Below are 11,790 nucleotides of genomic sequence, written 5' to 3'. Positions count from 1 at the left end.
GCGCCGGCCATCGGCGGCATGAGCGCGCTCATTCCGATCAAGAACGACCCCGAGAAGAACGCCATCGCGATGGAAGGCATCGTCAAGGACAAGCGCTCCGACGCGATGGACGGCTACGACGGCGGCTGGGTCGCGCACCCCGGGCTGGTCGATGTGGCGATGAAGGAATTCGTCGATGTGCTGGGCGATCGTCCCAACCAGCTCGATCGCAAGAAGCCGTACGTGCACGTCACCGCCGCGCAGTTGATCGATTTCAAGCCCGAGGCGCCGATCACCGAGGCCGGCCTGCGCATGAACATCAACGTCGGCATCTACTACCTCGGCTCCTGGCTGGCCGGCAACGGCTGCGTGCCGATCTACAACCTGATGGAAGACGCCGCCACGGCGGAGATCAGCCGCTCGCAGGTTTGGCAATGGATCCGCTCGCCCAAGGGCGTGCTGCAGGACGGCCGCAAGATCACCGACGAGATGGTGCGCAAGATGGTGGCCGAGGAACTGCAGGGCATCAAGGACGCCGGCTACCAGGGCACGACCGTCAACCGCGCGGCGGAAATCTTCGAACAGCTGAGCACGCAGGACGAGTTCGCGGAGTTCCTGACCTTGCCGCTGTACGAAGAGATCTGAGGCAGCGAGGAGCCGGCAGGCCGGCGCCCGGCGCTTGCGTCCATCCACGGGGCGCGAGCGCCGCACCGGATGGCCGGCGTGTTTCAACTGCGGCATCCAGGGAGTGGCGGTTCTACGTCGAGGACATGGTGGCCTTCTGCGACAAGGTGCTCGCCGCGCCGCCTTAGGTCAGTTGCACCGGATTTCCAAGCCAGAAAGTCGAGGCTCGTGAACAAAGCTGTTCGACGGCGTTCCTGCCTCGCGCGCTCGGCTGCGAGGGGCCACCTTGCTCATTCGCACGGGGAGTGCATCTGCCCGGCGGTTTGATCCGTAGTCGTTGCACCGTCGCCCCTTGTTCCTAGAATCCGCCCGCTTTCACCGCCCCGCAGTCACACCATGCCCGCCGCCCCACCCGACGCGTTCGACTACGAAGCCGCCCTTGAAGCCTGCGCCCGTGGCGAGCGCTTCGCGCTGCGGGCGATCTACGAACGCGAGGCGCGCTGGCTGCTGGGCGTGGCGCTGCGCATCGTGCGCGATCGCGAAACTGCGCACGACGTCCTGCAGGACGCCTTTCTGCTGGTCTGGCAGCGTGCATCCACGTACCAGCGCGCGCTCGGCTCCGCACGTGGCTGGCTGTACACGGTGGTTCGCCATCGCGCGCTCGACGAGGCGAGGCGCGTCAAGCGCGAAACGCCGGTGGGCGACGACATCGATCAGATAGCCGACCACGCCGGCATGCAGGCAGCCATCGACCTCGCCAACACCGACAGCGCCTCGCTCGATCGCTGCATGGAGCGGCTCGAAGCGCGCCGGCGCGAATGCATCGTCTATGCCTTCGTCGAAGGCTATACGCATGAACAGATCGCCCATCGGCTGGCTACGCCGGTGGGCACGGTCAAGTCGTGGATCCGGCGTGGCCTGCTGGCGCTGAAGGAGTGCCTGTCGTGAACCTCGACGATCCGCAAGACCGCAGCGTCGCCGCCGGCGAGTACGTGCTCGGCACGCTGGACGCCGAAGCCCGCGCCGCGTTCGAGAGCCGCCTGACCGGCGACGCCGCGTTGCAGGGCGAGGTCTATGCATGGCAGGACCGGCTCGTCGGCTTGACCCGTGGTGTGGCGCCGGCCGATCCGGGCCCGCAGGTCTGGTCGCGGATCGAAGCAGGGCTGATGCAAGCCGGCGGTGCTGCCGGAGGCATCGTCGACGTTGCAGCCCAAGGTGCCCCCGGCATGGCTGCCGGAGGTGCAGCGCAGCGCGGCGACGATGGCGGCACGACGGCGCGCGACAAGTCGGCCAGCACGGCGGCTGATGGCAAAGCGGCGAGCGGCACGGCGTCTTACGGCACGGCGGCGAGCGGCGGAGCAACCGGCCGGGCAGCGGGCGGCGCTGCCAACGATCCGTTGTGGCAACGACTGCGGCGCTGGCAGATCGCGAGCGGCATGGCCATCGCCGCCGTGCTGGTGCTGGCCAGCCTGCTCGTGCTGCGCCCGCCGCCGGCCGCCGAGGGCGAACGCTATCTCGCCGTGCTGCAGGCTCCGGACAGCAAGACCACCGGCTGGATCGTCGAGGCCACGGCCGGCGGCAGCGTGCGGCTCGTGCCGGTGGGGGCGACCGCGGCCGTGCCTCCCGGCAAGGTGCTTCAGTTCTGGACCAAGGGCGAGCGTGAAGCCGGCCCGACCTCGTTGGGGTTGATCGAGCCCGGGCAGGTTACCGAACTGCCGGCAGACAAGCTGCCATTGCTGGAACCGAGACAGTTGTTCGAGCTGACGCTCGAGCCTGAAGGCGGCTCGCCGATCGGTCGGCCGACCGGCCCGATCCTGTTCGTTGGCAGCACGGTGCGCATTTAGCGGCTTGTCCGCGGCTTCTTCTCGCCTGATGCGAGAACCGGGCGAAGAGAGGGCAGCGCTCCGCCCTGCGTTGCCCTCCCCCTGCCCTCTCCCAGGGGGAGAGGGCAAGACCCTCGCGCCCGCGAGGCCGGCACCGAACGTTGCACCGAAGAAAGGTTTCGCCGTTCGCCTTCGGCGCACGCTCGACCGGCACACCCTTCTCGGCTCCTCTGGATAAAGGCAACCGAGAGGCCGGCACGGCTCGTGCCCGTTCCCTCTCCTCTCCCCTCTGGGGAGAGGCTGGGTGAGGGGCCGGCCCGGTGCGGCACGGCGTTGCCCTCACTTTTCGCTGGCCTACCCACAAAGAGAAAATCGAAGCTCGAACCGCGGTCGCCGGCCGCATGGAGCGCGTGATCATGATGTTGTCCCGAACGTCTTTTGGCTGCTTGCATTGCGCTGCAGTCGCGGGCAGCGATGCCGGCTCGCCAGCCGGCGCAGGCGTTGGCTTGCCCATCAGCGCTGCCGCGTCGGCTTCGGGCATCGACACGGCGCACTTCGATCCGCGCATGCGGGTGCAGGACGACTTCTTCCGGCACGTCAACGGCGCCTGGCTCGACAGCACGCCGATGCCCGCGGACAAGGCGCGCATCGGCGCCTTCGAGCACATCCAGGACGAGACGCAAGCGCAGTTGCGTGCGCTGATCGAAGAAGCGGCTGCGGTCGCAGTGAGCGGCGGTGCAGGTGCAGGTGCAGGTGCAGGTGCAGGTGCAGGTGCAGGTGCAGGTGCGGGTGCGGGTGCGGGTGCGGGCGCGGCGCGTAGTGCCGGCGTCGCAGTCGACGTGACAGTCGATGTCGGCAGCAGCGCCGACACAAGCCACCGCCACGACGACACCTCCGACCGCGACCGCGATACGGATGCCCGCAAGATCGGCGACCTCTACGCCGCCTTCATGGACGAGGCGGCGCTCGACGCGCTGGGCGTGCAGCCGCTCGCCGAAGAACTGGCCGCCATCGACGCCATCACCGAACGCCATCAACTCGCCCCACTGATCGCGCGGCTCGCACAGCTCGGCGTCGCCATGCCGATCGTCGGCTTCATCCGCCCCGACGCCAGGGACTCGTCTCGCTACGTGCCCTATCTGCAGCAGGAAGGCCTGGGCCTGCCCGACCGCGATTACTACCTGCTCGAAAGCGATGCCCGCTTCGCCGCCATCCGCGCCAAATACGTGGCCCATCTCGCGCGCCTGCTCTCACTGGCCGGCGAGCACGACGCCGAGCACGACGCTCGCGCCGTCCTCTCCCTCGAAACCGAACTGGCCCGCGCCCAATGGACCCGCGTGGACAACCGCGATCCCGTGCGCACCTACAACCCGGTCGCACTTTCCGCGTTGCCCGCACTGGCTCCCAGCCTCGACTGGAACGGCTACCTCGCCGAAGCCGGCTACGCCGGACGAACGGCCGACGTCATCGTGCGCCAGCCGAGCTACGTCACCGCACTCGCCGCCCTGCTCGAATCAACGCCGCTTGGCACCTGGAAGGCTTACGCGCGTTCGCGCCTGCTCAGCGCCTACTCCCCCTTCCTGAGCTGCACGTTCGTCGACGAGCGCTTCGCCTTCGCCGGCACGGTGCTGCGCGGCACGCCCGAGAACCAGCCGCGCTGGAAACGCGCCACCGCACTGATCGACGAGGCACTGGGCGACGCGCTCGGCCGCCTCTACGTGCAGCGCCACTTCCCGCCCGCGCACAAGGTGCGCATGGAAGCGCTCGTCGAGTACCTCATGCAGGCCTACCGCGACAGCATCGACCAGCTCGAGTGGATGGGCCCGGCCACGCGCCGCGAAGCCCAGGCCAAGCTGGAGCGCCTGCGCCCCAAGATTGGCTACCCGGCCCGCTGGATCGACTACACCGCGCTCGACATCCGTCCCGGCGACCTTGTCGGCAACGTGATCCGCGCGCGCCGCTTCGACCACGCGCGCCAGCTCGCCAAGCTCGGCACCCCGATCGACCGCGACGAATGGTTCATGACGCCGCAGACGGTGAACGCCTACTACAACCCGGCGATGAACGAGATCGTGTTTCCGGCGTCGATCCTCACGCCGCCCTTCTTCGACGCCGAGGCCGACGATGCGGTGAACTTCGGCGCCATCGGCGCGGTGATCGGCCACGAGATCAGCCACGGCTTCGACGACCAGGGCAGCCAGTACGACGGCGCCGGCAATCTGCGCGACTGGTGGAGCGCCGAGGACCGGTCGCGCTTCGAAGCCAAGACGCGGCGGCTCGTGGCGCAGTACGGCGCCTACGTGCCGCTGCCCGGCTACCCGCTCAACGGCGAGCTCTCGCTCGGCGAGAACATCGCCGACAACTCAGGCCTGGCCATCGCCTGGAAAGCCTGGCGCCTTTCGCTCGGCGGGCAGCCCGCGCCGGTGATCGACGGGCGCAGCGGCGAAGAGCGCTTCTTCTTCGGCTTTGCGCAGGTGTGGCGCGGCAAATCGCGCGACGAAGCGCTCGTTCAGCAGATCAAGGCCGGCCCGCATGCGCCGGCGGAATTCCGCGCCAACGGCACCGTGCGCAACCATCCCGGCTTCTACGCAACCTTCGGCGTGGAGCCGGGCGACGGCATGTACCTGGCGCCCGACGAACGCGTGTCGATCTGGTGAGGTATTGCCCCCCTCTCCCGCACGCGGGAGAGGGCTGGGGGCGAGGCGGGGCTTTCGAGCCGCATGCGGCGAGCCCGCCGAGCGGTCCCGGCCTGCAGGCCGGGACGCGCACTGCAAGTGAGGGGGCACCGACGCTCTCATTCCTCCCATGCCCGCACCCATGCCACACGATGATCCCCGCATGACTGCCGCAGCACGGCGGCGGACGACGCACCGTGGCGGCACGCAAGCGCAGCGCACGCCTTCCTAGAATGCGACCCATCGCGCAACACGCGCATGCTGTGATTTCCATGCGCGACGACGCCCTGCTGAACCGATCCGCCAGCGATCTTCCCGCCGCCTGCGACGTGCTGGTCGTCGGCGCCGGCCCGGCCGGCAGTGCGGCCGCCTGCAGCCTGGCGCGCGCCGGCTTCGACGTGGTGCTCATCGACCAGCACGCCTTCCCGCGCGACAAGGTCTGCGGCGACGGGCTCATCCCCGACGCACACCGCGCGCTGCAACGTCTGGGCGTGCACGACGAAGTGATGGCGCTGGCCCAACCCGTGCAGCACGTGCGCTGCATCGGCCCGCGCGGCAAGCACATCGACGTGCCGGGCACCCTGGCCGTGCTGCCGCGCCGCCAACTCGACCTGCTGCTCGCCCGCGCCGCCGCGCAAGCCGGCGCACGCATGTTCGCGCCGCTGCGCTTCATGGCGCCGATCGAAGATGCACAGGGCACCGTGATCGGTGCACGGTTGCGCGCGGCGGGCGAAGACAACGCACCGGCGCAACACGAGATTCGCGCCCGCTGGGTGCTGCTCGCCAGCGGCGCGGTGCCGCAGGCGCTGCTGGCCGCGGGCCTGTGCGAGCGCCGCACGCCCAGCGCGGTGGCGCTGCGCGGCTACGTGAAGAACGACGCGATGGTCGGCCGCATCACCGAACTCGAAGTGCTGTGGCACCAGAGCATCCGCCCCGGCTACGGCTGGATCTTCCCGTGCCGTGATGGCGTGTTCAACATCGGCGTGGGCGTCGCGCAAAGCCACAGCCAGGGCCGCGGCGGCGCCGGCACGATGCAAGACGTGAACCTGCGCGACGTGTTCGCCGCATTCACCGAAGCCCACCCGCCGGCCCGCGAACTCATGGCCGGCGGCACGCTGCAGGGCGAACTCAAGGGCGCACCGCTGCGCTGCTCGCTCGAAGGCGCGCGCTGGTCACGCCCCGGCCTGCTGGCCACCGGTGAGGCCACCGGCAGCACCTACGCGCTCACCGGCGAAGGCATCGGCAAGGCGTTGGAGACAGGCTTGCTCGCGGCCGATGCGCTGATCGATGGGCGCCGGGATGGACTCGACGATGCGGCGGTGCGCGAGCGCTACGAGTCATCGATCCGCGCGCTCAAGCCGCGTTTCGCGATCTACGAGAAAGCCAACAGCGTCAACCAGCATCCGTGGCTGGTCGATCTGCTGGTGTGGAGCGCCAACCGCAGCGCCAGCCGGCTCAAGCGCATGAGCGGCGTGCTGGAGGAAACGCATGCGCCCCGGAATCTGATTACGGCGGGGAGTTTGTTGAGGTTGGTGTTCGAGCGGTGACGGCGATGGCGGTCGAGTGACTCCCCAGAGGGGAACCTTCCGTCCCAGTTACGTTAGGCGGCCTAAATGCGGTCCGCGCTTTATGGATGAGGCGCTTTTCGAGGAAAGCGGCGCATGCAGGCGACACGCGCGGATTGAATTAGGCCACCATGGCGTCTAGCGTCGCGGCGTCTAAAACTAGTTAGCCGTCACACAAGGAGCCCCATGTCGCGGACAAAGGTCGAACACAAGCAGATCACAGCCTATGGCAAGTTCCTCGTTGAACACTCTCGGCCGCCGAGCAAAGGTGGAAACACCACCGCATTGCATTCGCATGTTCTGGAAATTGATGGCGAGAAGTACAGCTTCCTCGCATTGGGTTCCCAGCAATGGGTGTTCAAGTCAGACACCGTCTCGTTTGAATACGAAATCAAAGACGGCCACAAGAACATCGCTCTAGAAACCATCGTAACGCTAGATCGTCACGGGAAAACTATCGTGCGAGGGAACCGTGGCTTCAAAAGTAAGCTCCGCACGGCTGTTGCTCGCATGCCGGGTAGTCGGCGTGAGCAAAGAGATTGAGCGGCCGGGCACGCACGTGACGGCTAATCCTTCCATCGAGGGGATCCCCAAAGGCTGCGCCTTTTGTGCACCCCTCATGTCAAACGTTAGATTGCTTGCCGCATGCTCAAACTACCGTCTGTGATTCTTCACCACTACACGAGCGGGGCGGGTGTTCTGGGCATCCTTTCGAGCGATTCGCTGTGGGCGACCCAAATTCGGTACATGAACGACTCAAAAGAGTTCGCTCACGCGACCGAGCTGGCCACGTCAGCACTCCGCGGACTACGAGAGGGTCGCAAGGGCGACAACTACGCGCAGTTGTGTGCCGCAATAACAAGCCATCTTGAGTCAATATCTGGCCTCGCGCTGTACATCGCCTGCTTTTCAGAAGTTCACGACTCACTGAGTCAATGGCGCGGGTACTGTCCACCGAGCTTCGGCTACAGCGTCGGCTTCGACGGCGATCTTCTCCGTTCTATTGCTCGTAAACAAGGCTTTGAGCTTCGCCCTTGCATCTATGACCGCGCGCTGCAAACGCAAGCCGTCAATGAATGGGCACGAGAGGCAGTAGCGGTGCTTGAGTCGAACTGCCCCACCGGTGCAAATCCCGTTGAATACACCCGCGCAAACTGCAACACGTTCCTACAAAAATTTGTCGCGTTTGCACCGTATATGAAAGACCTATCGTTCAAAGATGAGAGGGAGTGGCGCTTGGTTGGCATGGTGCCATCCAACGATCCTAGGGTAGGTCTCCGTCCGGGGAAATCTCTTCTCGTGCCCTATGTGCCAGTGAAACTCAGTTCTGCGGCCGAAAGATCGCCCGTGTGGAACATTTGCGTCGGGCCGACCCCGCACATCGAACTTGCAATGAACTCGCTAAGCCACCTCTTTCAGAAAGTCCAGGTCCGAAACGGTGTGACCAGAACAATGATTCCCTATCGTGACTGGTGAAGAATCTAACCCTTCCTTCAAGCGGACCCGCCTACGGCGGTCCGCTTAAGTCAAACGTTAGCCACCCAGGGAAAGCATGAGCCCTACCACCGTGAGAGTCTCCACAGGAACCAGATCGCGACTGCTTCGAGTCGCCATAAGCGGCAACTGGTCCGCCTTGGATTTCCAACGCCTGTTCGGTAGCCTAAATATCGTCTACCGATTCTTTGGCCTTAGCGAAGCGGAACTAGCTGGATTGCCAACACTAGACGCTGACATCGAGCAAACAACTCAGGCGCTCGACCGGCACATTCGTAGCGTCACTTCAGAGGGAGGGGCTTCGACAGATGACTTGAGTCCGTTTGAAACGCTTGCCAAGAAGATCCGCGCCGACACAAATTTGGATCACTTTCACTTCGCAGAGCAGCTCGAGTTCTATGCTTCGTACTTGCGAAATCTATCGCTCGTCGGGAGACGTGATGAACAGCTTGAGCTCGATAGCGGTGTCTATGCCACCCGCGGACGTCGTTATCTTGACGTCATAGTTTTAAGGCCGAATCATCCTCCGCTGTCGGTCCTGCGATGCACATATGCATCTCCGGGCATCACAGATCTTGCCGGCTTGGCACAGACGCTGGGACATGTAAAGGATTTTGTTTTGCATCTCATCACGCATAGGGCAACGCTTCACGAGCGCCGGCTGAGGGAAGAGCTATTGGCCGAAGAGTTGCGTGCGGCCAGGCTTCAGAACGTGCATAAGCAGATCGAGCTGCTGAAGTCCGTGGGCTACAAGGATATCCAATGTCGAAAACTGCTCGCAGAATTCTCGGAAAGCGCGGTAGCTTTGGCCGCGCTGGTAGATCGAGGCCTCGTAGAGCGAGTCGAGGTCCAGGACGTTACAAGCGGCTAACCCCTCCTTCAAGCGGACGCCTGACGGCGCCGCTTAAGTCAAACGTTAGCCCGCATTGCAAATTGCATCACGCCATCTGACCGGAACTGCGAACCTCTCACGTATGAACCCCTGGGAACGAAGGCTGCGCGACCTGGCACAGCTCTTAAAGAACTGCCACACGACGTATCTGGACCCTGATCTGTTCAGGATGAACACAAATCAGTTCCTTCAGACCGCAAGAACCATCACCTTCATCATTCAAAAGAACAAGGCAACGATTCCTGACTACGACCGATGGTATGCCGCCGCCGTCATTAACGGCTGGAAGGGTGATCTCGTCATGCAGTGGGCGAAGGAGGCACGAAATTCCGTAGAGAAGGAGGGCGATCTGGAACTACACAGCTCCTTGAAGGCAACACTGCTCTTCTCCTATCTAGTCGAGCAAGACGTAGTACTCGAGTGTGGTCGCGACGAACTACTTGCGGGGAACGTCAAGAAGTTGGTGCGTCTCGGGCGAAGCAACCTTCCAACAGGCGTTTCGGACGCTGCAGCCGTGAAGATCGAACGACGGTGGGTGACTGCGACGCTTTCTAGCTGGGAGCTTCTGCAAGCACTCAGCTACGTCTATGCCCGAATGCTCGCTTGTTGCCGCAAATTGGCAACGCATCTTGGCAAGGCAATCGACAGCTCGATCCCAGATGCCAATCACTTCGATCGCATTAGCGATGAGACGCGCCAGGTTCGGTTTGTCAAGCTGAAGGGAATGCACATGCATTCCGTTGCTACGGAGTCCGTTGCGATTGACCGCTCCATGGAGATACCTCCCTCAATTCGTGCAACTTTCAACGACTCACAGGAACACCCGAGACCTCAGATCGCTAGCCTTGACGCCGCACTCGACTACTACAAGAGAATGGCCGAGGCCACATTTCTGCACTATGGAAATCACGCCTTCATGCTATTCATCCTTGGCGACGAATGGCAACCAATAGACATGCTGTCGACACAGTTCGAAGACCAAACCGACAAGTTCATATTCTGGCGAAGCGTCGCCGACCGGATCACGAACCTCAAGGCGACCGGCATAGTCTGGATCGGTGAGTCTTGGCTACGCAAGGCTGATCGCAGTACTGCCGTCGCCGTTAGAAACCTGCCAATCGCAGGTGAGCGCTTGACAGTGTTGGGCATCGATCGGACGGGTGCCCAAGCGCAGCATGCCTGGAATATTCTGCGGCCATCGAAGACGGATAGGCCGGTGCTCGAATCCATTCGCGAAGAAGATGAGTTCAACAACGAGGAGAGGTTCTTTCTTGTCCCGGTTTTGCGGGCCTTCGGTCTACCAGACCCCGACTTCGTGCCGCGAAGAAGTGCGGGCTAACCCTTCCTTCAAGCGGACGTGGGAGCTTGTATCGGTTTCGCTGGCACTTTCACCTAACGACTAGAAATTGTGATGGGAACAACAGAGCCACAGAAGATCAGTCGATACGAAACCAAGTTCAGACTCCTGGCGTGTGGCTCACTGCATCTCGCGGCGTTTCTCAGCAGCTCGGCCTTCGTAACCGACTCCCATGCTCAGACAGTAAAGCTGCGAGAGCCGACGCGCGTCGTGTACAAGTGCGAGAAGCAGGGCAACGTCATCTACACGGATGAGCCCTGTCTCGGAGCCAAGCAAGTGGATGTGGAGCCCACACGTGGATTGAACGCCTCCACGGGCCGCGAGCTCACCGGTGCTGACGTTCGGCGCGAGCGGCAAAACGAAATGTTCGCTGATGCAGTACGCCCGATCACCGGCAAGGATGCAATGGAGATCGAAGTGCAGAAACGCCGGTTCAAGCTTCAGCCGGGAGCGCGGGCCGAGTGCGCAACTCTGGATCGAAGGATCATTCATCTCGAGGCTCAGGAGCGAATGGCGGCTGTTGACGAGCGCACCGATATGCAGCCCGAGCTGTTCACCTTCCGAAAGCGGCATCGCGAGCTTGGGTGCTGATCAGGTATTGATGCTCACCGGCGGCGCCGGAACGTCGCGGTGTTCATTGACGCCAGGAAGCCGGAACAAGCCTCTCCCATAGGCCGCAAGCGACCGAAGGAAATTTGATGATCCTTCTCGACGACCTGCTCCTCTTCTCCGGCGCCGCGCTGCTGATGGCACTGACGCCGGGGCCGAACATGATCTATCTGATCTCGCGCTCCATCAGCCAGAGGCGCAAGGCGGGCGTCATCTCGCTGTTCGGCGTTGTCGCGGGTTTCCTGGTGCACATGTTCGCGGCTGCCGTCGGTCTGACGGCGCTCTTTCTCGCCGTGCCGCTCGCGTACGAAGTGCTCAAGTGGGCCGGTGCGCTCTACCTGCTCTGGCTGGCATGGCAGGCCGTCAGGCCCGGCGCCCGGTCGCCGTTCGAGGCGCGGGATCTTCCCGACGATTCGACGCGCAAGCTCTTCTTCATGGGCTTTCTCACGAACCTGCTCAATCCGAAGATCGCGGTGTTCTACCTGGCCATCTTTCCGCAGTTCATTTCTCCGCAGCACGGCTCGGTTTTCTTGCAGAGCGTTCAGTTGGGGTTGGCGCAGATCTTCGTGAGCTTTTCGGTCAACCTGCTCATCGCGCTGAGCGCCGCGCACATCGCGTCATGGTTCTCACGCAATCCGACGTGGCTGGCCGTTCAGCGCTATGTCATGGGCTTCGTTCTGGCCGCGCTGGCGGTTCGGCTTGCACTCGAGCCGCGGCGCGCGGTGTGAGGCGCTCAGTACCGCTGAACAACTAACATGGCGCGTCTGTCCTC

Annotated in this window: 10 protein-coding genes and 1 pseudogene; all 11 read left to right on the top strand. The window is 63.8% G+C overall.

The features are described 5' to 3' along the window. Nucleotides 1-624, top strand: a pseudogene (locus H0W40_RS11705) (malate synthase A); the annotation flags it as partial. 375 nt (nt 625-999) lie between these two features. Beyond that, the gene (locus tag H0W40_RS11700; RefSeq protein ID WP_292446344.1) at nt 1,000-1,551 is read left to right on the top strand and encodes a sigma-70 family RNA polymerase sigma factor; all 552 of its coding nucleotides are present in this window, start codon (nt 1,000-1,002) and stop codon (nt 1,549-1,551) included. After that, on the top strand, nt 1,548-2,447 hold the full coding sequence (locus H0W40_RS11695) for an anti-sigma factor (RefSeq protein ID WP_292446342.1): 900 nt from the start codon (nt 1,548-1,550) through the stop codon (nt 2,445-2,447). Before H0W40_RS11700 ends, H0W40_RS11695 begins: the two co-directional genes overlap by 4 nt. A gap of 485 nt (nt 2,448-2,932) precedes the next feature. Next, on the top strand, nt 2,933-5,083 hold the full coding sequence (locus H0W40_RS11690; RefSeq protein ID WP_292446340.1) for a M13 family metallopeptidase: 2,151 nt from the start codon (nt 2,933-2,935) through the stop codon (nt 5,081-5,083). 290 nt (nt 5,084-5,373) lie between these two features. After that, on the top strand, nt 5,374-6,648 hold the full coding sequence (locus H0W40_RS11685) for an NAD(P)/FAD-dependent oxidoreductase (RefSeq protein WP_292446338.1): 1,275 nt from the start codon (nt 5,374-5,376) through the stop codon (nt 6,646-6,648). Between the two features lie 204 nt (nt 6,649-6,852). Next, a complete protein-coding gene (locus H0W40_RS11680) occupies nt 6,853-7,209 on the top strand; it encodes a hypothetical protein (protein WP_292446336.1) in 357 nt (118 codons plus the stop codon). A 204-nt stretch (nt 7,210-7,413) separates the two neighbouring features. Further along, nucleotides 7,414-8,142, top strand: coding sequence for a DUF2971 domain-containing protein (locus tag H0W40_RS11675; protein ID WP_292446334.1), 729 nt, complete (start codon nt 7,414-7,416; stop codon nt 8,140-8,142). 157 nt (nt 8,143-8,299) lie between these two features. Continuing rightward, nucleotides 8,300-9,031, top strand: a complete 732-nt coding sequence (locus tag H0W40_RS11670; RefSeq protein ID WP_292446332.1) for a hypothetical protein — start codon at nt 8,300-8,302, stop codon at nt 9,029-9,031. Nucleotides 9,032-9,134: 103 nt separating this feature from the next. Beyond that, nucleotides 9,135-10,391 carry a hypothetical protein gene (locus H0W40_RS11665; RefSeq protein ID WP_292446331.1) on the top strand — a complete coding sequence of 419 codons (1,257 nt, stop codon included), beginning with the start codon at nt 9,135-9,137 and terminating at the stop codon, nt 10,389-10,391. A gap of 72 nt (nt 10,392-10,463) precedes the next feature. Next, nucleotides 10,464-11,000: a hypothetical protein gene (locus H0W40_RS11660; RefSeq protein ID WP_292446330.1), complete on the top strand. Its 537-nt coding sequence runs from the start codon at nt 10,464-10,466 to the stop codon at nt 10,998-11,000. Nucleotides 11,001-11,107: 107 nt separating this feature from the next. Further along, nucleotides 11,108-11,746, top strand: coding sequence for a LysE family translocator (locus H0W40_RS11655; RefSeq protein WP_292446328.1), 639 nt, complete (start codon nt 11,108-11,110; stop codon nt 11,744-11,746). The last annotated feature ends 44 nt before the right edge of the window (nt 11,747-11,790 follow it).

Source organism: Methylibium sp., from assembly GCF_013817345.1.
GTDB lineage: Bacteria > Pseudomonadota > Gammaproteobacteria > Burkholderiales > Burkholderiaceae_C > Methylibium.
The sequence above is the reverse complement of the archived record's forward strand: the minus strand, read 5'-3'. Positions and strand labels throughout refer to the sequence as shown.

Excerpts from the sequence above, each read along its gene's own strand:
- H0W40_RS11680 (WP_292446336.1), top strand. The coding sequence starts at position 6,853 with ATGTCGCGGACAAAGGTCGAACACAAGCAGATCACAGCCTATGGCAAG.
- H0W40_RS11655 (WP_292446328.1), top strand. The coding sequence starts at position 11,108 with ATGATCCTTCTCGACGACCTGCTCCTCTTCTCCGGCGCCGCGCTGCTG.
- H0W40_RS11700 (WP_292446344.1), top strand. The coding sequence starts at position 1,000 with ATGCCCGCCGCCCCACCCGACGCGTTCGACTACGAAGCCGCCCTTGAA.
- H0W40_RS11685 (WP_292446338.1), top strand. The coding sequence starts at position 5,374 with ATGCGCGACGACGCCCTGCTGAACCGATCCGCCAGCGATCTTCCCGCC.
- H0W40_RS11660 (WP_292446330.1), top strand. The coding sequence starts at position 10,464 with ATGGGAACAACAGAGCCACAGAAGATCAGTCGATACGAAACCAAGTTC.
- H0W40_RS11675 (WP_292446334.1), top strand. The coding sequence starts at position 7,414 with ATGAACGACTCAAAAGAGTTCGCTCACGCGACCGAGCTGGCCACGTCA.
- H0W40_RS11665 (WP_292446331.1), top strand. The coding sequence starts at position 9,135 with ATGAACCCCTGGGAACGAAGGCTGCGCGACCTGGCACAGCTCTTAAAG.